The organism is Delftia sp. PE138 (assembly GCF_018320755.1).
Classification (GTDB): Bacteria; Pseudomonadota; Gammaproteobacteria; order Burkholderiales; family Burkholderiaceae_C; genus Comamonas; species Comamonas tsuruhatensis.
In genome coordinates this window covers 150,212-174,467 of sequence record NZ_JABEPN010000006.1, presented here as the reverse complement: position 1 = coordinate 174,467, position 24,256 = coordinate 150,212, and the positions used below count along the sequence as shown (strand labels likewise).

General features: G+C 68.6%; 18 protein-coding genes. 10 read left to right on the top strand and 8 right to left on the bottom strand.

What is annotated here, in order from left to right:
- Nucleotides 1–294: 294 nt before the first annotated feature.
- From HFGMBDPB_RS20630 to HFGMBDPB_RS20615, 4 genes are all read left to right on the top strand, one after another.
- A complete protein-coding gene (locus HFGMBDPB_RS20630) occupies nt 295–1,893 on the top strand; it encodes an efflux RND transporter periplasmic adaptor subunit (protein ID WP_212646151.1) in 1,599 nt (532 codons plus the stop codon).
- Nucleotides 1,894–1,938: 45 nt separating this feature from the next.
- Nucleotides 1,939–5,070 carry an MdtB/MuxB family multidrug efflux RND transporter permease subunit gene (locus HFGMBDPB_RS20625; protein WP_047471886.1) on the top strand — a complete coding sequence of 1,044 codons (3,132 nt, stop codon included), beginning with the start codon at nt 1,939–1,941 and terminating at the stop codon, nt 5,068–5,070.
- Nucleotides 5,071–5,418: 348 nt separating this feature from the next.
- Nucleotides 5,419–8,580 carry a multidrug efflux RND transporter permease subunit gene (locus tag HFGMBDPB_RS20620; protein ID WP_016454684.1) on the top strand — a complete coding sequence of 1,054 codons (3,162 nt, stop codon included), beginning with the start codon at nt 5,419–5,421 and terminating at the stop codon, nt 8,578–8,580.
- A gap of 23 nt (nt 8,581–8,603) precedes the next feature.
- The gene (locus tag HFGMBDPB_RS20615) at nt 8,604–10,103 is read left to right on the top strand and encodes an efflux transporter outer membrane subunit (RefSeq protein ID WP_212646150.1); all 1,500 of its coding nucleotides are present in this window, start codon (nt 8,604–8,606) and stop codon (nt 10,101–10,103) included.
- A gap of 3 nt (nt 10,104–10,106) precedes the next feature.
- Here HFGMBDPB_RS20615 and HFGMBDPB_RS20610 read toward each other — a convergent pair whose 3' ends face one another.
- Nucleotides 10,107–10,472 (bottom strand): hypothetical protein, encoded by a 366-nt coding sequence (locus HFGMBDPB_RS20610; RefSeq protein ID WP_212646149.1) that lies wholly within the window; start codon nt 10,470–10,472, stop codon nt 10,107–10,109.
- Between the two features lie 12 nt (nt 10,473–10,484).
- Here HFGMBDPB_RS20610 and HFGMBDPB_RS20605 point away from each other — a divergent pair, with 12 nt between their 5' ends.
- Entirely contained in the window at nt 10,485–11,258 is a 774-nt protein-coding gene (locus HFGMBDPB_RS20605; protein WP_212646148.1) for an ABC transporter ATP-binding protein, read from the top strand.
- A gap of 25 nt (nt 11,259–11,283) precedes the next feature.
- Here HFGMBDPB_RS20605 and HFGMBDPB_RS20600 read toward each other — a convergent pair whose 3' ends face one another.
- From HFGMBDPB_RS20600 to HFGMBDPB_RS20585, 4 genes are read right to left on the bottom strand one after another with little or no spacing between them, the layout of a single operon-like run.
- Nucleotides 11,284–12,096 (bottom strand): LytR/AlgR family response regulator transcription factor, encoded by an 813-nt coding sequence (locus HFGMBDPB_RS20600; RefSeq protein WP_212646147.1) that lies wholly within the window; start codon nt 12,094–12,096, stop codon nt 11,284–11,286.
- Between the two features lies 1 nt (nt 12,097).
- On the bottom strand, nt 12,098–13,186 hold the full coding sequence (locus HFGMBDPB_RS20595) for a sensor histidine kinase (RefSeq protein WP_047219334.1): 1,089 nt from the start codon (nt 13,184–13,186) through the stop codon (nt 12,098–12,100).
- A 29-nt stretch (nt 13,187–13,215) separates the two neighbouring features.
- The gene (locus HFGMBDPB_RS20590; RefSeq protein WP_016454690.1) at nt 13,216–13,542 is read right to left on the bottom strand and encodes a 2TM domain-containing protein; all 327 of its coding nucleotides are present in this window, start codon (nt 13,540–13,542) and stop codon (nt 13,216–13,218) included.
- Between the two features lie 34 nt (nt 13,543–13,576).
- Entirely contained in the window at nt 13,577–13,987 is a 411-nt protein-coding gene (locus HFGMBDPB_RS20585; protein WP_047219335.1) for a DUF2306 domain-containing protein, read from the bottom strand.
- 336 nt (nt 13,988–14,323) lie between these two features.
- On the opposite strand from HFGMBDPB_RS20585, the gene HFGMBDPB_RS20580 reads away from it, so the two are divergent.
- Nucleotides 14,324–16,489, top strand: a complete 2,166-nt coding sequence (locus HFGMBDPB_RS20580) for a TonB-dependent receptor (RefSeq protein ID WP_212646146.1) — start codon at nt 14,324–14,326, stop codon at nt 16,487–16,489.
- Nucleotides 16,490–16,507: 18 nt separating this feature from the next.
- Nucleotides 16,508–17,737 (top strand): PepSY-associated TM helix domain-containing protein, encoded by a 1,230-nt coding sequence (locus HFGMBDPB_RS20575; RefSeq protein ID WP_212646145.1) that lies wholly within the window; start codon nt 16,508–16,510, stop codon nt 17,735–17,737.
- Between the two features lie 349 nt (nt 17,738–18,086).
- On the opposite strand, the gene HFGMBDPB_RS20570 is transcribed toward HFGMBDPB_RS20575, so the two are convergent.
- Nucleotides 18,087–18,365, bottom strand: a complete 279-nt coding sequence (locus tag HFGMBDPB_RS20570) for a PsiF family protein (protein WP_016454694.1) — start codon at nt 18,363–18,365, stop codon at nt 18,087–18,089.
- 193 nt (nt 18,366–18,558) lie between these two features.
- Between HFGMBDPB_RS20570 and HFGMBDPB_RS20565 the strand changes: the two genes are divergently transcribed.
- The 3 genes from HFGMBDPB_RS20565 to HFGMBDPB_RS20555 all read left to right on the top strand — a co-directional run bounded on the left by HFGMBDPB_RS20565 (nt 18,559) and on the right by HFGMBDPB_RS20555 (nt 22,127).
- Nucleotides 18,559–19,386 (top strand): undecaprenyl-diphosphate phosphatase, encoded by an 828-nt coding sequence (locus HFGMBDPB_RS20565; protein WP_016449688.1) that lies wholly within the window; start codon nt 18,559–18,561, stop codon nt 19,384–19,386.
- A 183-nt stretch (nt 19,387–19,569) separates the two neighbouring features.
- Complete coding sequence (locus HFGMBDPB_RS20560) at nt 19,570–21,558, top strand: acetoacetate--CoA ligase (protein WP_212646144.1); 1,989 nt, start codon at nt 19,570–19,572, stop codon at nt 21,556–21,558.
- Nucleotides 21,559–21,686: 128 nt separating this feature from the next.
- A complete protein-coding gene (locus tag HFGMBDPB_RS20555) occupies nt 21,687–22,127 on the top strand; it encodes a MarR family winged helix-turn-helix transcriptional regulator (RefSeq protein ID WP_212646143.1) in 441 nt (146 codons plus the stop codon).
- A gap of 140 nt (nt 22,128–22,267) precedes the next feature.
- Here the strand turns inward: HFGMBDPB_RS20555 and HFGMBDPB_RS20550 are convergent, their stop codons facing one another.
- Together HFGMBDPB_RS20550 and HFGMBDPB_RS20545 are read right to left on the bottom strand one after the other, a co-directional pair.
- The gene (locus HFGMBDPB_RS20550; RefSeq protein ID WP_016454697.1) at nt 22,268–23,155 is read right to left on the bottom strand and encodes an alpha/beta fold hydrolase; all 888 of its coding nucleotides are present in this window, start codon (nt 23,153–23,155) and stop codon (nt 22,268–22,270) included.
- On the bottom strand, nt 23,152–24,228 hold the full coding sequence (locus HFGMBDPB_RS20545) for a proteasome-type protease (RefSeq protein WP_016449684.1): 1,077 nt from the start codon (nt 24,226–24,228) through the stop codon (nt 23,152–23,154). The genes HFGMBDPB_RS20550 and HFGMBDPB_RS20545 overlap by 4 nt, the downstream gene beginning before the upstream one ends.
- Between the last annotated feature and the right edge of the window lie 28 nt (nt 24,229–24,256).

Below are 24,256 nucleotides of genomic sequence, written 5' to 3'. Positions count from 1 at the left end.
CCTTGTTTTCAATGGACTTTTCGGCCGATGCGCCCCGCATTGGCCGTGCCTGAGTCAACAGTGTTGTGAGCGCCGTGCCCTGTCTGAGGCCCTGCCGACGGGTGGCCGACCTGTTTCCGAAAACGCTCTGGCCAGGGCGGGTAAAGCCGGGGTAAAGCGGGGGTAATGCCTGCGTAAAACGGCGATCTGCCTCGTTTTGGAGAGCATGGGACTGGCTACCATAGCCGCATCCGCCGCCGTGCCCCGTTCCGGGGCCGGGCCCACGGCTTCCTCCCACGATTTCCCGCAGTGACCATGAAACGCCTGTCCAGCAGCCCCCTTGTTGCAGATGCCAACGGCGCACGCCAGCGTGGCCGGGTACGGCCTGCCCTGATGTGGGGCGTGGTGGCATTGGCCCTGGTGGCGGGGGGCGGGCTGTGGTGGTGGAACAAGCGGGCGCCGGCGCAGGGCGAGCAGGCCTCGGCCGGTGCGCCCGGCCCGGGTGGCGGGCGTGCGGGAGGCGGCCGGCGCGGCCCCGGCGGGCCGGGTGGGCCTGGCGGCCCCGGCGCCATGGGTGCCCAGGCGCAGCCGGTGTCCGTGGGCGTGGTGGAGCGGCGCGACATGCGCGTGCTGATCAGCGCCATCGGCACCATGAACCCTCGCGCCACGGCCGTGGTGCGCGCCAAGGTGTCGGGCGAGTTGCTGCGCCTGCATTTCAAGGAAGGCGACGAGGTCAAGGCCGGCCAGCTGCTGGCCGAGATCGATCCGCGCAGCTTCCAGGCCAGCTTCAACCAGATCCAGGGCACGCTGCAGCGCGACCAGGCGCTGCTCAAGAACGCCCAGCTGGACCTGCAGCGCTACAAGGAGCTGCAGGCCCAGGATTCCATTGCCGGCCAGCAGGTCGATACCCAGGCTGCGCTGGTGCGCCAGTACCAGGGCACGGTGGCCGCCGACCAGGCCCAGGCCGATGCGGCCAGGCTGCAACTGAGCTACACGCGCATCACGGCGCCCATTGCGGGCCGGCTGGGCCTGCGCCAGGCCGACCGGGGCAATGTGGTCAACCCTTCGGATGCCAACGGCATCGTCACCATCACGCAGGTCAAGCCCATCGACGCGGTGTTCTCCGTGCCCGAGGCGCATGTGGGCACGCTGGCGCGGCGCCTGGCCGAGGGCCGCGAGCTGCCCGTGGAGCTGTGGGACCGGGACCTCAAGCAGCAGCTGGGGCGCGGCCGGCTGAATGCGGTGGACAACAGCATCGACATCGCCACCGGCACCATCAAGGCCAAGGCCGCCTTCGACAATGCCGAGGGCCGGCTGTTCGCCAACCAGTTCGTCAACGTCAGGCTGGAAGTGGACCGGCTGGAGCAGGCGCTGACCGTGCCGACCACGGCCGTGCAGAACAACTACGTCTACCTGGTCCAGGAGGATGGCACGGTGACGCAGCGGCGCATCGCCGTGGGCGTGACCGATGGCGACCGGGTGAGCGTGAAGGGCGAACTCAAGCCTGGCGAGCAGGTGGTGGTCGATGGCATTGACCGCCTGCGCGAAGGCGCCAAGGTCACGGTGATCGAGCCCGACAAGGTGCAGAAGGTGGACCAGGCCGTGCAGGACGCCTCCAGCCAGCCGCGCGGCATGCGCAATCTGCCGCCCGATGTGCGCGCCAAGCTGGCGACCATGAACCCCGACGAGCGCAAGGCCTACCTGCAGAAGCTGCGCGCCGAGCGCGGTGGGCAGCGCAATGGCGGTGGCAACAGTGGCGGCAGCAATGGCGCCGGCAGCGGCGCACCGGCCGCCGAAGGTTCCGCGCCGGCATCCCAGGCACCTGCGCCGTCACCGGGCTCGCCCCAGCCATCGCCCGGCCCGGCGTCTGCCGCTCCGGCGGCTCCAGCGGCTCCCGCTCCTGCCGGGCGCTGAGCAGCGCCCGGCACCTGAAGACCGCAAGCCCTTCCAGGCGGCCCCATGAATCTTTCCCGCATCTTCATCCTGCGACCCGTCGCCACATCGCTGCTGATGGTGGCGGTGCTGATCGCCGGCCTGCTGGCCTACCGGCTGCTGCCGATCTCGGCCCTGCCCGAGGTGGACTACCCCACCATCCAGGTCACCACGCTGTACCCGGGCGCCAGCCCCGACGTGATGACCTCCAACGTCACCGCGCCGCTGGAGCGCCAGCTCGGCCAGATGCCGGGGCTGTCGCAGATGTCGTCCACCAGTTCGGGCGGCGCCTCGGTGATCACGCTGCGCTTTGCGCTGGACATGGCCATGGACGTGGCCGAGCAGCAGGTGCAGGCCGCCATCAACGCGGGTGCCAACCTGCTGCCCAGCGACCTGCCCATGCCCCCGCTGTACAGCAAGGTCAATCCGGCGGATGCGCCCATCCTCACGCTGGCCATCACCTCGCCCTCGCTGCCGGTGATCCGCGTCAATGACCTGGTGGAGAACCGCCTGGCGCCCAAGCTCTCGCAGGTCAACGGCGTGGGGCTGGTGGCGATTGCCGGTGGGCGCCGTCCCGCCGTGCGCATCCAGGCCAACCCGACGGCGCTGGCCGGCCTGGGCATGACGCTGGACGATGTGCGCACCGCCATCGCCGCCGCCAACGTCAAGCAGGCCAAGGGCGGCTTCGACGGCCCGGCGCGCGCCTCCACCATCGATGCCAACGACCAGCTGCAGTCGGCGGCCGAGTACCGCAACCTCATCATCGCCTTCAAGAACGGCCTGCCCGTGCGCCTGTCCGACATCGCCCAGACCGTGGACGATGCCGAGAACACGCGCCTGGCCGCCTGGGCCGGCACGCCCGAGGGTGGCTCGCGCGCGGGCGTGATCCTCAACATCCGGCGCCAGCCCGGCGCCAACGTGATCGAGACGGTGGATCGCATCAAGGCGCTGCTGCCCCAGCTCAAGGAGACGCTGCCGGCCTCGCTGGACGTGCAGGTGCTGACCGACCGCACGGTGACCATCCGCGCCTCGGTCAACGACATGCAGCTGGAGCTGATGCTGGCCATCGCCCTGGTGGTGGCGGTGATCTTCGTCTTCCTGCGCAGCGCCTCGGCCACGCTGATACCGAGCTTTGCCGTGCCGCTGTCGCTGATCGGCACCTTCGGCGTGATGTACCTGGCCGGTTTTTCCATCAACAACCTCACGCTGATGGCGCTGACGATCTCCACCGGCTTCGTGGTGGACGATGCCATCGTGATGATCGAGAACATCGCGCGCTTCGTGGAAAAGGGCGAGCCGCCCATGCAGGCCGCGCTCAAGGGCGCCAGGCAGATCGGCTTCACCATCATCTCGCTGACGATTTCGCTGATCGCCGTGCTGATCCCGCTGCTGTTCATGGGCGACGTGGTGGGGCGGCTGTTCCACGAGTTCGCCATCACCATGGCGGTGGCCATCCTGATCTCGGCCGTGGTCTCGCTGACGCTCACGCCCATGCTGTGCGCGCGGCTGCTGCGCCACCAGCCCGAAGGGGCCGAGGAGGAAAAGCATGGCCGCCTGTACCACGCCACGGGCCGTTTCTTCGACCGCACCATCGCCGGCTACGGCCGCATCCTCACCTGGGTGCTGGACCGCCGGGGCCTGACATGGATCGTCTTCCTGGCCACGCTGGCCGTGACCGTGCTGCTGTACTTTGCCGTGCCCAAGGGCTTCTTCCCGGACCAGGACACGGGCACCATCCAGGCCACGACCGAGGCCGACCAGTCCATCTCCTTTGCCGCCATGGCCGAGCGCCAGCAGGCCCTGGCCGAGCTGCTGCTCAAGGACCCGGCCGTGCAGAGCATCTCGTCCTTCATCGGCGTCGATGGCAGCAACACCACGCTGAACACGGGCCGGCTGCTGATCGACCTCAAGCCCCATGGCCAGCGCGATGGCGTGCCCGCCGTGCTGCGCCGCCTGTCCGACGATGCGCTGCAGATCCCGGGCATTCGCCTGTACGCCCAGCCCGTGCAGGACCTGACCATCGAGGACCGCGTGGCGCGCACCCAGTACCAGCTGCTGATGTCCTCGCCCGACATGGCGCAGCTGGCCAAGAGCACCCAGGCCCTGGTCGAGCGCATGCACGACCTGCCCGAGCTGGTGGACGTGGGCAGCGACCTGCAGGACCAGGGCCTGCAGGCCTTCGTGCAGATCGACCGGGCCCAGGCCAGCCGGCTGGGCGTGACGGTCTCGGCCATCGACACGGCGCTGTACAACGCCTTCGGCCAGCGGCTGATCTCCACCATCTTCACGCAGTCCAACCAGTACCGCGTGGTGCTGGAGGTGGCGCCGCAGTTCAAGGTCGGGCCCGAGGCGCTGCAGTCCATCTACGTGGCCTCCAGCGCGGGCGCGCCCGTGCCGCTGTCCTCGGTGGCCACGGTCAGCGAGCGGCCCATGGCCCTGGCCGTGAACCATGTGGGCCAGCTGCCCGCCGCCACCATCTCGTTCAACACTGCGCCCGGCGTGTCGCTGGGCCATGCCGTCAAGGCCGTGCAGGACCTGATGGCCCAGCTGCGCACGGAGGGCCATATGCCGCTGTCGGTGGATGCCGCCTTCCAGGGCGCGGCCCTGGCCTTCCAGGCCTCGCTGTCCAACACGCTGCTGCTGGTGCTGGCGGCGGTGATCACCATGTACATCGTGCTGGGCGTGCTCTATGAGAGCACCATCCACCCGGTGACCATCCTGTCCACGCTGCCCTCGGCCGGCGTGGGCGCGCTGCTGGCCCTGCTGCTGGCGGGGCTGGACCTGGACATCATCGCCATCATCGGCATCGTGCTGCTGATCGGCATCGTCAAGAAGAACGCGATCATGATGATCGACTTCGCGCTGGAGGCGCAGCGCGAGGAGGGGCACACGCCGCGCGAGGCCATCTACCAGGCCTGCCTGCTGCGGTTCCGGCCTATCCTGATGACGACTTTGGCGGCTTTGCTGGGGGCCTTGCCGTTGATGTTGGGGACGGGGGTGGGCAGTGAGTTGCGGCATCCGTTGGGGGTGACGTTGGTGGGGGGCTTGCTGGTGAGTCAGTTGTTGACTCTGTTCACTACGCCTGTGATTTATTTGACGTTTGAGGGGTGGGCGCAGAGGTGGCGGGATCGTTCTTCTCGGGAGAGCGTTCATGCCTGAGCTTGCGCTCTTGTCTTGGCTGGCGCCGCTGGCCGGGGTTCGGCCCGGCGGCCGACCTACTTTCTTGCCTCGCAGCAAGAAAGTAGGCAAAGAAATGCGCCCCCACTGCCCACGACCCTTCGCTTCGCTGCGGGCAACCTGCGTTGGGCACGATGCGGGGTGTGCCGCAGAACTCGCTTTGCGCTTCGCGCGCCGCTCAGACAACTGCGGCAAGTCAGATGACGAAGCAAGCCTGTCCTTCGGCAGGCTTGCCACCCCGCATCGCCCCCAACGCAGGCGTGGGCAGAGGGGGGAAGGCCGGGGGACGGGCCATCGCTTCGCTCGGCCTGGGGTTTTTGGGGCTGGGTCATGAGCCAGCTTTCCAATCTCTCGGCGCCGTTCATCTTCCGGCCCATTGCCACCATGCTGATGACCATCGGCCTGGCGCTGGCGGGGGCAGTGTCGTATTTCCTGCTGCCGGTGGCGCCGCTGCCGCAGGTGGACTATCCGACGATTTCGGTGTCGGCCAGCCTGCCCGGTGCAAGCCCCGACACGATGGCGGCGACGGTGGCGACGCCGCTGGAGCGGGCGCTGGGGGCGATTGCTGGGGTCAATGAGATCACGTCCAGCTCCAGCCTGGGCAGTACGCGCATCACGCTGCAGTTCGATCTGTCGCGCACGGTGGACAGCGCGGCGCGCGATGTGCAGGCCGCCATCAATGCGGCGCGCACGCTGCTGCCTTCGGGCATGCCGGGCAATCCTACGTATCGCAAGGTGAATCCGGCCGATGCGCCGATCATGATCCTGGCGCTGACGTCCAGCGCGCTGACGCGCGGGCAGATGTATGACGCGGCGTCCACCGTGCTGGCGCAGAAGCTCTCGCAGGTGGAGGGCGTGGGCCAGGCGTCCATCAGCGGGGGGGCGCTGCCGGCCGTGCGCGTGGAGCTGGACCCGGTGAAGCTGGCGGCCAATGGCGTGTCGCTGGACCAGGTGCGTACCGCCATTTCGGCCACGAATGCCAACCGGCCGCTGGGCGCGGTGGAGCGCGAGGACCATTACTGGCAGGTGACCGCCAATGACCAGGCCCGCGTGGCGGCCGACTATGCGCCGCTGGTGCTGCGCTGGAGCAATGGCAATGCGATCCGGCTGCAGGACGTGGCCGATGTCACGGATTCGGTGCAGGACGTGCGCAACTACGGCGTGGCCAATGGCAAGCCCGCCATCCTGCTGCAGATCTTCAAGCAGCCCGATGCCAACATCCTGGAGGCCGTGGCGCGCGTGCGCTCTTTGCTGCCGCAGCTCAAGGCGTCCATCCCCGAGGCGATCGATCTGACCATCGTGTCCGACCGCACGCCCACGCTGCGTGCCTCGGTGGTGGAGGTGGAACGGGCGCTGTTGATCGCCGTGGCGCTGGTGATCCTGGTGGTGTTCCTGTTCCTGCGCAATGGCCGGGCCACGCTGATTCCGGCCGTGGCCGTGCCGGTGTCGCTGGCGGGCACGTTCGGCGTGATGTACCTGGCCGGCTATACGCTGGACAACCTGTCGCTGATGGCGCTGACCGTGGCCACGGGCTTTGTGGTGGACGATGCCATCGTGGTGCTGGAGAACGTGATGCGCCACATGGAGCGCGGCAAGACCGCGCTGCGCGCGGCGCTGGACGGGGCGCGCGAGATCGGGTTCACCGTGGTGTCCATGAGCCTGTCGCTGATCGCGGTGTTCGTGCCCATCCTGTTCATGGGCGGCATCGTGGGGCGGTTCTTCCGCGAGTTCGCGGTGGTGATGTCGGCGGCGATTCTGATCTCGATGGTGGTGTCGCTGACCACCACGCCCATGATGTGCGCGGCGCTGCTGCGGCCGCAGCGGCCTGCTGCACAGGCGCGTCCGCGCGGGCCAATGGGCCGCGCCTGGGACCGCTTCGGCGCCTGGGTGGGCCGTGCCGAGCGGCGTGCCATGTCCGGCTACCGCGCAAGCCTGGCCTGGTGCCTGCGCCACCAGCCGCTGGTGCTGCTGGTGCTGGCCGGCGTGGTGGCGCTGAACGTGCACCTGTACATGGCCATCGACAAGGGCTTCATGCCCAGCCAGGACACGGGCCGCGTGATGGGCTTCATCCGGGCCGACCAGTCCACCTCCTACCAGGCCATGGAGCAGCGGCTCAAGCGCTTCCTGTCCATCGTGCAGGAAGACCCGGCCGTGGAGTACGTGACGGGCTTCACGGGCGGCGGCCAGCGCAATGCGGCCAACATGTTCATGTCGCTCAAGCCGCTGGCCGAGCGCAAGGTATCGTCCGACGAGGTGATCAACCGCCTGCGCGACAAGCTCAAGAACGAGCCCGGCGCGAGGCTGTTCATGGTCACGCAAAGCGATATCCGCATCGGCGGGCGGCAGAGCTCGGGCTCGTACGACTACACGCTGCAGGCTGACGACATCCAGGACCTGCGCACCTGGGAGCCGCGCATCCGCCAGGTGCTGTCGCAGCTGCCCCAGCTCACGGACGTGAACAGCGATGTCTCCGACTTCGGCCTGCAGACCTCGCTGGTGATCGACCGCGACGCGGCCACGCGCCTGGGGCTGACGGTGGCGCAGATCGACGGCACGCTCAACAACGCCTTCGGCCAGCGCCAGGTGGGCGTGATCTACAACCCGCTCAACCAGTACCGCGTGGTGATGGAGGCCGCGCCGCGCTACCTGCAAAGCCCCGAGACGCTGCGCGGCTTCTTCTTCGTGAACAACCAGGGCGAGCAGGTGCCGCTGACCTCGTTTGCGCGCATCACCACCACCAACACGCCGCTGTCCGTGAACCACGACCGGGGCACGCCGGCCAGCACCATCAGCTTCAGCCTGGCCGAAGGCGTGGCGCTGTCGGATGCCAGCGACGCCATCCGCGCGGCCGTGGCCGAGCTGGGCGTGCCCGTGTCGGTGCGCGGCAGCTTCAGCGGCACGGCCGGGGCCTTCCAGCAGGCGCTGTCGGGGCAGCCGCTGCTGATCCTGGCGGCCATCATCACCATCTACCTGGTGCTGGGCGTGCTCTATGAGAGCCTGGTGCATCCGCTGACCATCCTGTCCACGCTGCCCTCGGCCGGCGTGGGCGCGCTGATGGCGCTGATGCTGTTCAAGACGGAGTTCTCGCTGATCGCGCTGATCGGGGTGATATTGCTGATCGGCATCGTCAAGAAGAACGCCATCATGATGATCGACTTCGCGCTGGAGCGGCAGCGCGGCGGCCATGCGACGGCCGCCCAGGCCATCTACCGCGCCTGCGAACTGCGGCTGCGCCCCATCCTCATGACCAGCCTGGCGGCCATCTGCGGCGCGCTGCCGCTGGCCCTGGGCCGGGGCGATGGCGCCGAGCTGCGCCAGCCGCTGGGCATTGCCATCGTGGGCGGCCTGATGCTGAGCCAGCTGCTCACGCTCTACACCACGCCCGTGGTCTATGTGCTGCTGGACAGGCTGCGCCAGCGTGTCATGGGCCTGCGTGGCCGCGTGCAGGGCAAGGACCGCGGCACCCCTGTGCCCGCCGCATCACCCCAGTGAACCGAATCCGAAAGCCCAAGGCCATGCAGCTGAAGACACTCCAAACCCCGGCGATCTGGCTGGCCGCCGCGCTGCTGGCCGGCTGCTCCACGCAGAGCGCCTACCAGCGCCCCGCACTCGAGGTGCCGGCCCAGTTCAAGGAAGCCACGCCCGAGGCGGCCGAGGCCGGCATCTGGCGGCCCGCGGACCCGTCGCGTGCGCAAGTGCCCGACAACTGGTGGGAGCTGTTCGGCGACGAGCAGCTCAACCGCCTGCAGCAGCAGGCCGCCACCGGCAACCAGAGCATTGCCCAGGCCGCCGCGCGCCTGCGTGCCGCGCAGGCGGCCGTGGCCAGCAGCCAGGCCGGGCTGTTCCCCACGCTGGGCAGCACGGCCGGCGCCACGCGCTCGCGCAGCGGCGGGGCCTCCGGTGCATCGGGTGCATCAGGCACGGGCGGCAACACCGGCAGTAGCGGCAACATCTCGACCAACTACTCGCTGGGCCTGAACGCCAGCTGGGAGCTGGACCTGTGGGGCCGCGTGTCGGGCACGGTCAGCGCCAGCCAGGCCAGCGCCCAGGCCAGCAGCGACGACCTGGCCGCCGCGCGCCTGTCGGCCCAGGCATCGATCACGCAGACCTATTTCTCGCTGCGCGCGGCCGATGCCAGCGTGCGGCTGCTGCAGGAAACGCTGCAGAGCTACGAGCAAAGCCTGAAGCTCACCAACAACCGCTACCGCGCGGGCGTGGCCTCGTCGGCCGACGTGGCCCAGGCCGAGGCGCAGTACAAAAGCACCCAGGCCCAGCTCATCGAGGCGCAGACCAGCCGCGCCCAGCTGGAGCACGCCCTGGCCGCGCTGCTGGGCCTGCCGCCGGCCGCCTTCAGCCTGGAGGCCGGCGCCGAGCTGCCGCCGCCGCCCGAGGTGCCGGCCATGCTGTCGTCCCAACTGCTGGAGCAGCGCCCCGACATTGCTGCGGCCGAGCGCCGCGTGGCCGCCGCCAACGCCCAGGTGGGCGTGGCGCGCGCGGCCTTCTTCCCGGCGCTCACGCTGTCGGCCACGGCCGGCTACCGGGGTGCATCGCTGTCCAACCTGGTGGGTGCGCCCAACCTGTTCTGGTCGCTGGGCCCGTCGCTGGCGCTGGCGCTGTTCGACGGCGGCGCGCGCACGGCGGGCGTGGAGTCGGCGCGTGCCTCGCTGGACCTGGCCGCCGCCACCTACCGCCAGACCGTGCTGACGGCGTTGCAGGAGGTGGAGGACAACCTGGTCACCGCATCCGCCCTGGCGCGCGAGCAGCAGGTGCAGATCGAGGCCGTGGCCGCCGCGCAGAAGGCGCTGGATGTCGTCAACAACCAGTACCGCGCGGGTACGGTGGCCTATCTGAATGTGCTCAGCGCCCAGACCACGGTGCTGTCGGCGCGGCGCAGCCTGATCGATGTGCGCAACCGGCGGCTGGCCGCCGTCAACACCTTGCTCAAGAACGTGGCCGGGCGCTGGGAGCCGCTGGGGCCGGCCTCCGTGCAGGGGCCGCAGGCTGTCGCGCGCTGATGTTCAGTCCTGCAGCTCGAAGGCCTGGCGCAATGCTTCGCCGAAGGCCGCGCTGCCGCTGATCGACAGGTTCACCGTGGTGCGGCCATCCCCGGCCGCCACGGATTGCAGGCGCGCCGTGGCTGCGTCAAAGCGCCAGGCCAGCGGCTGGCCGCCATCGTCCTGGGCCTGCAGCTCGTAGTCCCAGTCGCCGCCTTCCTCGATGGGGCCGCGCCGGCCCTTGAAGCGGCTGTGCGCCCAGGCCAGCAATTGCTCCACCTCGGCCGTCAGGGCCGGTACGCGCGTGGCGGGCACGCTGGCCATGGCGTCCCAGCAGCCCGTGCCTTCGTCGTCTTCGCTGTAGTCGAAATCCAGGTAGTCGAGGGTCATGGTGGGGTCCGCATGCGTAGTGCGAGGTTGGAAAAGGGAAAGCCCGGCATTGTGCCGCGTGCACAATCGCCCGCATCGCAGAACCGGAAAGACATTCAGATGGACACCGCACAGCAATCGATGGCGCCGCCGATGGTGAGCGCGCAGGCCCTGCGCTTCGGGCAGCCGGGTCTTCTGCTGTGGGATGGCGCCTCGCACGACTGGCCCGTGGGCCTGTGCCTGGTGCGCGGCGGCGAGGGCTGCGGCAAGACCAGCCTGCTGCAGGCGCTGGCCGGCCATTTGCCCTTGCAGGGCGGGCGCCTGGTATATCCGCAGCAGCCGGACCCGTCGCAGCGCCCCGCACTGTTCTGGCGCGACCCGCGCGCCGAACTGTCCAATGCCGAGCGCGCCCGGCCCGCGCAGGAATGGGTGCAGGCCCAGCGGCAATTGCACCCGGCCTGGAGCGAGTCGGCCTGGCAGGCCCATGCCGACGGCCTGGGCCTGGAGCCCCACCTGCACAAGCCCCTGCTGGCCCTGTCCACGGGCAGCCTGCGCAAGCTGTGGATGGCGGCGGGCTGGTCCAGCGGCGTGCCGCTGCTGCTGATCGACGAGCCGCTGGCCGCGCTGGACCGGGGATCGATGGACCATGTGCAGCGCACGCTGGCGGGGCTGAACCGGGCCGGCCAGCAATCTGCGCCCGTGGCCGGGCACGGGCCGCGCTGCGTGATCGTCGCGCACTGGGACGAGATGCAGGGCGTGGTCTGGGACGACGTGCTGGACCTGCCCGATCAGCCGCCGCTGCGCTGACCGGAGCCGGCGTCTACATCGCCACCTACATCGCCTTGAACCGCTGCGCGTAGAGGCGGCTCACGGCCAGTTTTTCCCCTCGCTCGCGCAGCTGCAGCCACAGCCGGCCGGCCTCGTCGCGCTGGGCGCTGGCAATGGCGGCTGCGCGCACCACGGTGCCGCGGTGCACCTGCCAGAATTCCTCGGCGTCCAGCCGGGGCAGCAGCTCCTTGAGCGGCGTGCGCACCAGGTACTCATGCGAGGCCGTGAGCACACGCACGTACTTGTCGGCGGCCTCGAAGTAGACGACGTCGTGCACGGGCACCATCTGGATCTGCGTGCCCACGCCAGCCTGGATCATCTGCAGCGGAGGCTCGGTAGCGGTGGCGGCGGGGGCCGTGGCGCCGGCCAGGTGCCGCAATTGCTCCAGCGCCTGCGCCAGCGCAGCGCCGGCCGGGGCCGCCGTGCGCTGGGCCAGCAGCTCGCGCAGGCGCTGCACGCAGCGCGCCAGCCGCTCGGGCTGCACGGGCTTGAGCAGGTAGTCCACGGCCTGGGCCTCGAAGGCGTCCATGGCGTACTGGTCATAGGCGGTCACGAAGACCAGGATGGGAAACGGCTGCGCCTCGGGCCAGGCGTCGGCCAGTTCGGCAGCGGCCTCCAGGCCGCTTTGGCCCGGCATGCGGATGTCGAAGAACAGCACATCGGGCTGCAGCGCCAGCGCCTGCCGGGCTGCACTCAGGCCGTCGCCCACCATGGCGGCAATCTGCAGCTCGGGCCAGGCGCGGGCCAGGGCCTGGCGCAGGTCCTCGGCCAGCAGGGGTTCGTCTTCGGCGATCAGGGCGCGGGGGGAGGAGGTCATTTCAACCGGCGTTGGCAATGGTGATTTTGGCTAGCGTGCCGCCTTCGGGCAGGGCGGCCAGTTCGAAGTGCGCGGCGTCGCCATAGCGGCTGGCCAGGCGCTCGCGCAGCTGGGCCGTGCCGAAGCGGCTGCCGGGCAGGGCGGGCGCACCTGTGTCCAGGCCCATGCCGTTGTCGGCCACGGTCAGCTCCAGCGGGCCGCCGTCCATGCGGCGCGCGCGCACGGCGATATGCCCGCCTTCCAGCTTGGGCTCCAGTCCGTGGCGTATGCAGTTTTCCACCAGGGGCTGCAGCAGCAGCGGCGGCACGGGCACCTGGCCCAGGTCCTCGGGCAGGTCCAGCGTGTATTGCAGGCGCGGGCCCATGCGGATGGACATCAGCGCCAGGTAGTCGCGCAGGCGCGCGAATTCCTCGGCCAGCGCATGCTCGGTGCTGCGCGAGCCGCCCAGCGTGGCGCGCAGGTAGGCGATCAGATGGTCCAGCATGGCCTGGGCGCGCTGCGGGTCGCTGGCCACCAGCACGCGCAGGTTGGCCAGGGTGTTGAACAGCATGTGCGGCTCCAGCTGGGCCTGCAGCAGGGTCAGTCGCGCCTCGGCCGCCTGGCGGCGGGCTTGCTCGGCCTGCATCTGCAGGTGGCGCGAGTAGCCCAGCAGGAAGAAGGCCAGCGACATCACCGTGCTGGCGACGATGGTGACGGCCAGCGGTATCCACAGCCGGTGCATCAGGGCCGTGCTGGCGTCGGGATCGGCCCACTGCCTGTAGGCCGTGCCGATCAGCGACCCGATCACGAACCCCGTCACGATGCCAGCCACCACCAGCGCTGCGCCGCGCCAGCCGCCGGGCCAGGGAATGTCCTGGCCCCGCGTCAGGCGCCAGCGGCCCAGTTCGATGGTGAGCCAGCTGGTCAGGCCGATCGACAGCGAGTAGATGAGGTTCACGTCCCAGCGGCCATGGTTGCTCAGGCTGAATGCGGCGGCAATCAGGGCGCAGGCCGAGGTCGTCGCGATGCCGTGGCGCAGCAGCGTGGTCCGTTCCACGATGTGGCCAGGGGCGGCCGGCTGGCGTGTGGCGTTGGATGCGAGGTCGGGCATGGAGGGCAATGGTAGTCCCATGGCGTGTTTCAGCGGGCGCGGCCCTGGCGTGACTGCAGCGCCTGCCGCTCGCGCTCCACCATGCGCCCGTGCCAGCCGTTGCCCGGCAGTGCCAGCCAGACCACGGCCCCGTGGATGGCCAGTCCCAGGCCCCAGCCCAGGGCCGGGAAGATGGCCCAGTGCCTGCCCTGGGACAGCGACAGCGCCGCCAGCCCGAGGTTGACCAGCACATAGACGCTGGCGTGGATCATCCAGCCCAGCTTGGCGCCTGCGCGGCGGCGCGCCATGCGCTCCAGGGCATCGTCGTCGTGGCGGGCAGAGGGATCGAGGGGATCAAGGGGATCAAGGGTGCGCATGGGGAGTTCTCCGTCAGGGGGAAGGAAAGCGGCTTCAGGCCAGGCCCAGCTGCTGCCACAGCAGGTCGCCCAGGTAGCGGCCGGGCAGCAGGGTGAACAGGCCCGCCACGACGCAGGCGCCGATGTAGACGCTGCGCATGATCTTGCGGTGGCCGGCGATGTTGCCGTGGTACAGGTGCCAGAACGACCGGCCCAGGCCGGCAAAGGTCAGCGGCACCAGCAGGTGGACGGGCGTGTAGCCGCCCCAGTTGGGCAGGCGGTAGTCGCGGATGAAGCAGGCGGACACCGCCGCGCAGACCATGAGCGTGACAAAGGCATGGCCGGCCGCGCGGTGCAGGCGGGGATGGGCGGCGGCCTGGCGGCGTGCCAGCAGGGCGATGGCGCCCGTGGCCGTGGCGGCGAGAGCGGCGCTCATGTGGATGGCGATCAGCGGTGTCATTTGCATGGCGGTGTCCTGGCGTGCGGCCCGGGTTGGCGGGCCTGTATGGGACAGGACTGTCGCTGCCGGGCGCCGCCGGGGCCAGCGCCATGCGACGGACGGACGAGGGCAGGGTGCCAGCTGCATCCTGGCGCCGCGAACGGCAGGCACGTCCACGGCATCTGGAGGATGCAGTCCGCAGGGTGGAGGTCAGGGTGAGTGCGCACGGACTATCGATCAGGGCCTTTGAAACCAATCACCCCCAGGATTGCTTCGATGCAACAGATTGAGAAAACTCATAGTTGCGTGCCCAGGTGGTTGGTAAGCTAACGGGTTCTGCAAATCATTCTCAATCCCATCCCCATGCCTTCCATTCGCCCCATATCCCTGGCCGTTCTTTGCCTGTGCAGCCATCAGGCGCTGATTGCCCAGACCCGGGGCGGTGACACCGTGCTGGAGGCCGTGACGGTAGAGGCCAGCGCCGACGCATCGGCCCAGGGCCTGTCCAAGCCCTTCGCAGGCGGCCAGGTGGCCACGGGGGCGCGCAACGGCGTGCTGGGCACGCTGGACTGGAAGAACTCCTCGTTCTCCACCACCAGCTACACCCAGCAACTGATCGAGGACACCCAGTCCAAGAGCGTGGGCGATGTGCTGCTCAACGACCCGGGCGTGCGCCAGGCGCGCGGCTTCGGCAACTTCCAGGAGCTGTATGTGCTGCGCGGCTTCCCGGTGTACTCGGACGACATCGCCTACAACGGCCTGTACGGCCTGCTGCCGCGCCAGTACATCGCCTCGGAATTCTTCGAGCGCGTGGAGGTGCTGCGCGGCGCCAATGCCTTCCTCAATGGCGCAGCACCCGGCGGCAGCGGCATTGGCGGCACCATCAGCCTGCTGCCCAAGCGCGCCGGCAACGATGCACTGACGCGCGTGGGCGCCGGCATACAGACGGGCGGCCAGGCCTTTGTCTCCACCGACATCTCGCGCCGCTTCGGCCCTGACCGGAGCACCGGCATCCGCCTGAACGCCGTGCGCCGCGACGGCGGCACGGGCGTGGATGGCGAAGACCGCTCGCTCACCGCCCTGGGCCTGGGCCTGGACTGGCGCAGCCGCAACGTGCGCCTGTCGGGCGACGTGGGCTACCAGCGCAACAGCTACAACGGCGGCCGCCCCAGCGTGACGCCCGGCAACTTCATCCCGGCCGTGCCCGACAACAAGACCAACTACGGCCAGAACTGGTCGTACTCCACCGAGCGCGACCTGTTCGCCACGCTGCGCGCCGAATGGGACATCAACGACACCACCACGGCCTGGGCTGCGGGCGGCCTGCGCCGCGGCAAGGAGGACAACTCCCTGAGCGGCGTGACCGTGAGCAATGCGGCCGGCGACACCACGGGCACGCGCTTCGACAACAAGCGCAAGGACAGCGTGGGCACGGGCGAGGTCGGCATCCGCACGCGCCTGGCCACGGGCAGCGTGGGCCATGAGCTGGTGGCCACGGCCAGCACCTACTCGGCCACCGAGCGCAATGCCTGGGGCATGGGCTTTGGCGTGGTCAACAACATCTACAACCCCTGGAGCAGCGCGCGCCCGGCGATGACGCTGTTCGGCGGCAACCTGGCCGATCCCACGCGCGTGGGTGAAACCCGGCTCAACAGCTTTGCCATCGGCGACACGCTGACGATGCTGGACGAGCGCCTGCGCCTGACCGTGGGCGTGCGCCGCCAGAGCATCGAGCAAAGCAGCTACGACTACAACACGGGCGCGCAGACCGACAACTACAAGAAGTCGGCCACCACGCCCATGCTGGGCCTGGTGTTCAAGACCAGCGAGAACACCTCGGTCTACGCCAACTACATCGAAGGCCTGACCAAGGGCGCCGTGGCGCCGCAGACGGCCAACGACCTGCCGGTGTCCAACGGTGGCCAGGTGTTCGCGCCCTACAAGTCGCGCCAAAAGGAAATCGGCTTCAAGTGGCAGGGCCGGCAACTGGGCGCCACGGTGGCGCTGTACACCACGGACATGCCTTCGGCCTATGTGGCCAACCAGGTCTTCGGCCAGTACGGCAAGCAGCGCAACAGCGGCCTGGAGGCCACGGTCTTCGGCGAACCCGTCAAGGGCCTGCGCGTGCTGGGCGGCGTGACCTTCAGCGAGGCCAAGATCCGCGAGGCCGCCGATGCCGCCACCATCGGCAACTACGCCATCGGCGTGCCCAAGCGCCTGCTCAACCTGGGCGTGGACTGGGATGTGCCCGGCGTCTCGGGCCTGGCCCTCAATGCGCGCGTGATGCACACCTCCAGCCAGTACGCCAACGGCGCCAACACGCTGAAAGTGGCCTCGTGGACGCGCACCGACATCGGCGCGCGTTATCTCATGGACATCGGCAACAACCGCCTGCTGACCCTGCGCGCGCGCATCGACAACCTGTTCGACAAGGGCTACTGGTCGTCCGTGGGCGGCTACCCGGGCGCCAACTACCTGGTGCAGTCCATGCCGCGCACCTTCTCGCTGAGCGCATCGGTGGACTTCTGAGCCGGAGCGATCTGAAGCATGCGCGCGTTGTGGACGGTGGTGCACCGCTGGATCGGCCTGCTGCTGGCCGGTTTCCTCACCATGGCCGGCCTCACGGGGGCCGTGCTGTCCTGGGACCATGAAATCGACGAATGGCTCAACGCCGACATGCTGGAGACCCCGGCACGCGGCCCGCTGAAGACCCCGCTGGAGCTGGCCGCCGCCGTGCAGGCCAGCGAGCCGCGCGCCGAGATCAGCTACATGACCCTGGGCCTGGTCGAGGGCGAAGCCGCCATGTTCATGGTGCGCCCCCGGCCCGACCCGGCCACGGGCCAGGCGCCTGCGCTGGGCTATGACACGGTCTTCGTCGATCCGGTCAGCGGCCACATCACGGGCCAGCGCAACGGGCGCAGCTTCGCGCTCAGCCAGCGCAACCTCATGCCCTGGCTGCGCCACCTGCACGAAAGCCTGCTGGCCCCGCGCTTTTGGGGCACGGACCGCTGGGGCTACTGGTTCATGGGCAGCCTGGCCCTGCTGTGGGTGGCCGACAGCTTTGTCGCGCTGCTGCTGACCTTTCCCGTCAAGCTCAGGAAAAGCGCCCCGCGCCTGACGGCGGCCGTGGGATCGTGGTGGCGGCGCTGGCTGCCCTCATGGCGCGTGCGCTGGGGCGGCGGCGCCTACAAGCTCAACTTTGACCTGCACCGTGCGGGCGGCCTGTGGGTCTGGGCCGTCATCGTCATCGTGGCCTTCACCTCGTTCTCGCTGAACCTGTACCGCGAAGTCTTCTACCCGGTGATGAGCACCGTCTCCACCACCACGCCCGGCCCCTACGAAACCCTCAAGCCTGCGCCCCAGGGCACGCTCCTCGTGCCCAAGGTCTCGTTCGCCCAGGCCATCGCCATCGCCCAGAGCGAGGCCAAGCGCCTGGGCTTCGCCCAGCCCGCCGGCGGCATCTGGTGGGGCGGCGACTTCCCGTTCTACAACATCTCCTTCTTCGACCCGCACGACGAAACCGGCGCCATGGGCATGGGCCTGTCCAACATCTACGTCAGCTCGGACAACGGCGAAGTCCTGGGCACCTACCGCCCCTGGCACGGCACGGCCGCCGACGTCTTCGTCCAGCTGCAGCTGCCCCTGCACAGCGGCCGCATCCTCGGCACCCCCGGCCGCGTGCTCATGTCCTTCGTCGGCGTGCTCGTCGCCGTCCTGTCGATCACCGGCGTCATCATCTGGTGGCGCAAACGCAGAGCCAGGAAGATGACCCCCTGAGCGGCTGCGCCGCTTCCCCCTTCCCGCTTCGCGGAGGGGGACGCAGCCCTCACTGCGGGGCGGCCCTTGCTCGGCTGCCCGCGCTTGAGCCCTGCGAGTTTGAACGGCTGTCGGTAGTACACGGCTCCATTGATAGCCAAATCAGAAAACTATCCGCCTAAACAGCAAAGCCACCGAAAACGGTGGCTTCAATGAAGGCTTGCTGCAGAAATAGGGCGCAGCCTCCAAATCTGGCGCGGCCCGATACCAGAGACGCCGAGCAAGAGCCGCCTCGCGGCGAGGGCGTCGTCCCCCTCCCCCGCGAAGCGGGTAGAGAGGGGGAAGCGGCGTCAGCCGCTCAGGGGGAGCTTCAGTCCTTCTTCAAGCATTCACTCATGAACGCCTTGCGCTCGTCGCCCTTCTTGCCGGTGGCGTCGGCATTGCAGGTCTTCATGCGTTCCTGCTGGCGCTTCTTGCCGTCGGACAGGCAGGACTTCATGAACTCCTTGCGCTCGTCGCCCTTCTTGCCGGCGGCTTCGGTGTTGCAGGTGCCCATCAGCTTTTGCTGGGCCGTGGGGGCCTTGTCTCCGGCGGCCATGCCGATGCTGCAGGCCAGGGAGACAACTGCCAGAACAACGATTTTTTTCATGATGGAATGGTTTTGAAGGCGCGCCGAAATCCAGCGCCCCCACATTGCAGCACAGCGCCGGGCGCACAGCAACGTCGCGCGCCGGCCGTTGTAAAAGTTTGCGATTGCCGCCGACGGGCCGGCAGGCGTCCATCGTCAGGCCATGGCCAGCGCAGATAATGGCGCACTTTTGCATTGCGACAGGACGCTTGCCGTGGACATTCTTTTGCTGGTCAAGGCCGCCATCATGGGCATCGTGGAAGGGCTGACGGAGTTCCTTCCCATCTCCTCCACCGGCCACCTCATCCTGGCCGGTTCGCTGCTGGGCTTCGACGATGCCAAGGCCAAGGTCTTCGACATCGCCATCCAGACCGGTGCCATCTTCGCCGTGGTGCTGGTGTACTGGCAGAAGATCCGCTCCACCGTGGTCGACCTGCCCACCAGCGGCCAGGCGCAGCGGCTCACGCTGAACGTCATCATCGGCTTCCTGCCGGCCGTGGTGCTGGCGCTGATCTTCGGCAAGTTCATCAAGGCGCACCTGTTCACGCCCACCGTGGTGGCCACCACCTTCATCCTGGGTGGCTTCGTCATCCTGTGGGCCGAGCGCCGGCCCGCCTCGGCCATGCGCGTGCAGACCGTGGACGAGATGACGCCGCTCGATGCCCTCAAGGTCGGCCTGGTGCAGTGCCTGGCCATGATCCCCGGCACCAGCCGCAGCGGCGCCACCATCATCGGCGGCATGCTCATGGGCCTGTCGCGCAAGGCGGCGACCGACTTTTCGTTCTTCCTGGCCATTCCCACGCTGATCGGCGCCGGCGTCTACAGCCTCTACAAGGAGCGCGCCCTGCTGTCGGTGGACGACATCCCCATGTTCGCCGTGGGCCTGGTGTTCTCCTTCATCAGCGCCTGGCTGTGCGTGCGCTGGCTGCTGCGCTACATCTCCACCAACAGCTTCGTGCCGTTTGCCTGGTACCGCATCGCCTTCGGCATCATCGTGCTGGTCACGGCCTTCACGGGCCTGGTCAACTGGAGCGGCGGCTGACCAGGGCCGGGCCATCGATGGGGACAAGCCACCTTCGGGTGGCTTTTTTGCGTCATGTACCCGGGGGAGCAACCGCATGACGAGCGCGTGGTTGCCCCATGAAAACCCCTGTACTTCTGAGAATGATGATGTTCTATGGTTATAAAAAATATGTTTTTTTTATAACTTTTTCCGAGGGTTGCCATGGCCATCGAACAAGGGCAGTTGATGTGGCGTCCCAGCCCGCAGCAGGTCGCGCAAAGCGGCCTGGCGCGCTACATGGATTGGCTGGCTGCGGCAAGGGATAGGCGCTTCGATGGCTACCAGGCGCTGTGGCAGTGGTCGGTCACGGATCTCGATGGCTTCTGGCGCTCGATCTGGGACTACTTCCAGGTCATGGCCGACGGTGACCCGACGCGCGTGCTCGGTGAGCGCGGCATGCCGGGCGCGCAGTGGTTTCCCGACACGCACCTGAACTATGCCGAGCATGTGTTCCGCAGCGCCAGCGCCGATCACCCGGCCATCATCGCGCGCTGCGAAGGCGCCGAGCCGGTGGAGCTGTCATGGCGGCAGCTGGAGCGTGACGTGGCGGCGCTCGCGGCCCGGATGCGCGAACTCGGCCTGGGCCGCGGCGATCGCGTCGTGGCCTACCTGCCCAATGTGCCCCAGGCGGTCGTGGCCTTCCTGGCCTGTGCCAGCATAGGCGCCATCTGGTCCAGCTGCGCGCCCGAGATGGGTGTTTCCGTGGTGCTGGACCGCTTCCAGCAGATCGGTCCCAAGCTGATTTTCGCCACCGATAGCTATGTCTACGGGGGACGGTGTTTCGATCGCCGCGCCGTACTCGGCGAGGTGCTGCGGGGATTGCCCGAGATAGGCCATGTGATCCATGTGCCCGGCCCCCTGTTCAGGCCCGGGGACCCCGCATGCGAGCTGCCCTGGCGCGATGTCATGGCCTGGGCCGACGCGCTGGCCAGGCCCGCAGAGCCGGTCTTCGAGCGCTTGCCGTTCTCACACCCGCTGTGGGTGGTCTATTCCTCGGGCACCACGGGACTGCCCAAGGCCATGGTGCACAGCCATGGCGGCATCGTGCTCACCCACCTCAAGACCCATGGTCTGCAGCACGACGTGCGGCCCGGCGACCGCTTCATGTTCCTGGGCAGCACGGGCTGGATCGTCTGGAATCTCATGGTAGGCAGCCTGCTGGCTGGCGCCACCGTGGTGCTGTCCGATGGCAACCCGACCTCGCCCGACGATGGCGCATTGTGGGACTTCATCGATCGCCAGCAGGTCACGCTGTTCGGTTGCGGCGCGGCCTTTCTGGCCAAGACCATGAAGGATGGCGTGGTGCCGGCCCGGGGCCGCCGCTTCGAGAAACTGCGCGCCATCAATTCCACGGGGTCGGCGCTGCCGCTGGAGGCCTACGGCTGGGTCTACGAGAACATCAAGCGCGATCTGTGGCTGGCCTCGGTCAGCGGTGGAACGGATATCGCCTCGGGCTTCGTGGCCTGCGCGCCCCTGCTGCCCGTGCGTGCGGGCGAGATCCAGTGCCGTGAGCTGGGCGTCGCCGCGCACGCCTTTGACGAGCAAGGGCGCAGCGTGACCGGCGAGGTGGGCGAACTGGTGATCACCGAACCCATGCCTTCCATGCCCTTGTATTTCTGGAACGACGCCGATGGCCTGCGCTACCGTGAAAGCTACTTCGACGTCTTTCCCGGCTACTGGCGCCATGGCGACTGGATCTCGTTCAGCGAGCATGGGTCGGCCGTGATCTACGGCCGCTCGGACACCACGATCAACCGTTTCGGCATCCGCATGGGAACGGCCGAGATCTACCGTGTCGTCGAGGAAGTTGACGAGGTCTTGGACAGCCTTGTCGTGGACCTGGAGTTCCTGGGGCGCCCCTCTTTCATGCCCTTGTTCGTGGTGCTGGCCCCGGGCCTGGTGCTGACGGATGCGCTGGTGGCCCGGATCAAGGATGCCGTCAGGGCCCAGGCCTCTGCGCGCCACGTGCCCGATGCGGTCATCCAGGTCGCCGAGATTCCGCGCACCCTCACGGGCAAGAAGATGGAACTGCCCGTGCGCAAGCTGCTGCTGGGCGCCGAGGCCGCCAAGGTGGCCAGCCCCGACGCCATGGCCAATCCGCGCAGCATCGATTTCTTCGTGCAATACCGGGCTCGGGTCCCGCTGGCCTGAGGTGCGGCGACCCTGGCCGATTTCATCCATGACGCAGGAGACAAACCCATGACCGTCTCTATCGAAAGGTCCGCCAGGCCCCATTCGATGCGCCTGGCCCCACCTTGGACCGAGCTACCCCATCGCCCATGAAGTCAGCACTCCAGCAGAATTTTCTGATGCAGCAGTTGGGCCACTGCACGCGCCTGGCCCATGCCACCGTAAGGCCTCACTATGCGAAGCAGATGCTGGCGCTGGATCTCAAGCCGTCGGAGTTTGCCGTGCTGTCGCTGATCTCGGCCAATCCCGGCGCATCCCAGCGCCAGATCGCCGAGACCGTGATGATTTCCCAGCCCAACATGGCGGCGCTGATGGAAAGACTGCAGGTGCGCGGCCTGCTCAGGCGCGAGGCCGATCCTGCGGACAGGCGCCTGTCGCTGCTGTATCTGACGGCCGAGGGCGAGCGCCTGCACGAAAAGGCGGCGGCGCAGGTGGAAATTCTGGAGCAAGAGGCCAGCCGCATGCTGAGCGCTGAGGACAAGCAGCAGCTGCTGCGCCTGCTTCACAAGATGATCGATTGCGCCGGGTAGCCGGCCCACCATCGCCAAGACCCTCGCCCGCTGCCGTGAACGCCGATGGGGCCCGATCCTTGAGGAAGGCGCCAAGGGGTTCAAGCTCCATCCCATGGTCCAGGGTTGCCATCCGGATCTAGGCCTGAGCCGGACGCCGCTCAGGTTTGCATGTTCAGCAGCGCGGCCTCGATGGCGGCGGCCGTGGCGTGGGGCCGCTCCATGGGGAACAGGTGGCTGCCGTCCAGCATCATCACGCGCCCGCGCGTGATGCGGCGCGTCAGGTCCATGCCCACCTGGCGCATCTCCACCGAGGCACGCCCGCCGATGAAGGCCGCCGGGCAGCGCAGCGGATGGTGGTGCAGCAGCGAGGCCAGGTTGTGCGGCAAGGTGTTGTAGATGGCGGTCTCCACCTCGCGCGTGAAGTGCAGCGTGCGCCGGCCGTCCAGGTCGGCCAGGCCGCCCTGCACATAGTCCTGGAGCACCTGCGGATGCCATTGCGCAAACACCTTCTTGGCGCGGAAATAGGCCAGCGCCTCGTCATCGCTGTCCCAGGCATTGCGGCGGCGCGCGCTGATCTTGCCTGGCGAGACCGAGCCCACCAGCTGCGTGCGCTTGGCCACCCCCACCGCATTGGCACGCCAGCCGCTGAGCAATGGCGAGTCGATCAGCAGCACGCCGCGCGCCAGCTCGGGATGGCGCGCGGCCGTCATCACGCTCAGGAAACCGCCCAGCGAATGCCCGACCAGGAAGACCGGACCGCCCACGCGCTCGACCTCGGCGCGCGTGAACTCGGCCAGTTGCTCGACCAGGTGCGGCCAGTTGTTGGTGACGGGAAAGCGCGGGTCATGGCCGAAGCGCTCCACGCCCTGCGCCGCGATGCCGCGCTCGGCCAGCAGCGAGAGCAGCAGCCGGTAGGTGGGCAGCGGAAAACTGTTGGCATGCGAGAACACCACGGGCAGCGGTGCCGATGCAGTGCCCGCGCCCGTACCCGTGCCGGCAACCGCCGCATCGCTCTCGGCCCGCTGTGCGGACCGGGCCGCGTTCACGGCCGAGGCTCCTGGCCGGCCTGTGCTGCGCCATCGGGCACGCCTTGCTGGTGGCCCGAGGGCTGGCCTGCATCGGGCCGCACGGGCGATGCCGGGCCCGGCTGCTGGGGCGTCATGGGTGTCATGGGCGTCATGGGGGATGTCGCAAGACCGTCTGCCGTGGAGGTGCCCAGGCCCGCGCCCGTGCCGCTGTGATAGGGCTGGCGCAGCGCCGCAGGCGGCAGCCGGCCCATGCTGCGCGCCGACGAGCGCAGGGCGCCTGCCGGCGCGTTGACCTTGGTCAGCGGCTGGGCCTGGCGGCTGTGCACGCGGATGGGCACCTCGGAGGCGCCGCCATCCCAGGCCGGGTCCTCGATGCTGTCGAAGACATGGCGCAGGCGCTCGCCCCAGCTGTCGTGCAGCATGCGGAAATACGGATTGCTCTCGTCGATGCTGACGATCTTGTCGGAGGCAAAGCGGTCCTTCTCGTACACGATCAGGTCCAGGGGCAGGCCCACCGACAGGTTGGACTTGAGCGTGCTGTCCATGGACACCAGGGCGCACTTGGCGGCCTCGTCCAGCGGCGTGCGCGGCGTGATCACGCGGTCCAGCACGGGCTTGCCGTACTTGGACTCGCCGATCTGGAAGTAGGGCGTCTCGCTCGTGGCCTCGATGAAGTTGCCGGCCGAATACACCTGGAACAGCCGCATGGTCTCGCCCTGGATCTGGCCGCCCAGCACCAGCGAGATATTGAAATCCACGCCCGACCGGGACAGCGCCACGCCGTCGCGCTCGTACACATGGCGCACGGCTGCGCCCAGCACGCGGGCCGCATCGAACATGCTGCGCACGTTCCAGATGGTCAGCATGTCGCCCGTGGCCTCGTCGCGCAGCTGCTGGCTCTCCAGCAGCTCGCGCACCGATTGGGTGATGGACAGGTTGCCGGCCGACAGCAGCACCATGAAGCGGTCGCCGGGGTTCTCGTAGACCATGAGCTTGCGGAAAGAGCTGATCTGGTCCAGGCCGGCATTGGTGCGCGAGTCGGCCAGGAAAACCAGGCCGGCGTTGAGCTTGATGGCAACGCAATAAGTCATGGAAGCGTCCGAATCTGCGGAAATGGCA

Excerpts from the sequence above, each read along its gene's own strand:
- HFGMBDPB_RS20570 (WP_016454694.1), bottom strand. The coding sequence starts at position 18,365 with ATGAAAAAAATCGTTGTTCTGGCAGTTGTCTCCCTGGCCTGCAGCATC.
- HFGMBDPB_RS20590 (WP_016454690.1), bottom strand. The coding sequence starts at position 13,542 with ATGCGCACCCTTGATCCCCTTGATCCCCTCGATCCCTCTGCCCGCCAC.
- HFGMBDPB_RS20605 (WP_212646148.1), top strand. The coding sequence starts at position 10,485 with ATGCGTAGTGCGAGGTTGGAAAAGGGAAAGCCCGGCATTGTGCCGCGT.
- HFGMBDPB_RS20615 (WP_212646150.1), top strand. The coding sequence starts at position 8,604 with ATGCAGCTGAAGACACTCCAAACCCCGGCGATCTGGCTGGCCGCCGCG.
- HFGMBDPB_RS20600 (WP_212646147.1), bottom strand. The coding sequence starts at position 12,096 with ATGACCTCCTCCCCCCGCGCCCTGATCGCCGAAGACGAACCCCTGCTG.
- HFGMBDPB_RS20555 (WP_212646143.1), top strand. The coding sequence starts at position 21,687 with ATGAAGTCAGCACTCCAGCAGAATTTTCTGATGCAGCAGTTGGGCCAC.
- HFGMBDPB_RS20575 (WP_212646145.1), top strand. The coding sequence starts at position 16,508 with ATGCGCGCGTTGTGGACGGTGGTGCACCGCTGGATCGGCCTGCTGCTG.
- HFGMBDPB_RS20580 (WP_212646146.1), top strand. The coding sequence starts at position 14,324 with ATGCCTTCCATTCGCCCCATATCCCTGGCCGTTCTTTGCCTGTGCAGC.
- HFGMBDPB_RS20585 (WP_047219335.1), bottom strand. The coding sequence starts at position 13,987 with ATGCAAATGACACCGCTGATCGCCATCCACATGAGCGCCGCTCTCGCC.
- HFGMBDPB_RS20610 (WP_212646149.1), bottom strand. The coding sequence starts at position 10,472 with ATGACCCTCGACTACCTGGATTTCGACTACAGCGAAGACGACGAAGGC.
- HFGMBDPB_RS20625 (WP_047471886.1), top strand. The coding sequence starts at position 1,939 with ATGAATCTTTCCCGCATCTTCATCCTGCGACCCGTCGCCACATCGCTG.
- HFGMBDPB_RS20595 (WP_047219334.1), bottom strand. The coding sequence starts at position 13,186 with ATGCCCGACCTCGCATCCAACGCCACACGCCAGCCGGCCGCCCCTGGC.
- HFGMBDPB_RS20560 (WP_212646144.1), top strand. The coding sequence starts at position 19,570 with ATGGCCATCGAACAAGGGCAGTTGATGTGGCGTCCCAGCCCGCAGCAG.
- HFGMBDPB_RS20545 (WP_016449684.1), bottom strand. The coding sequence starts at position 24,228 with ATGACTTATTGCGTTGCCATCAAGCTCAACGCCGGCCTGGTTTTCCTG.
- HFGMBDPB_RS20630 (WP_212646151.1), top strand. The coding sequence starts at position 295 with ATGAAACGCCTGTCCAGCAGCCCCCTTGTTGCAGATGCCAACGGCGCA.
- HFGMBDPB_RS20620 (WP_016454684.1), top strand. The coding sequence starts at position 5,419 with ATGAGCCAGCTTTCCAATCTCTCGGCGCCGTTCATCTTCCGGCCCATT.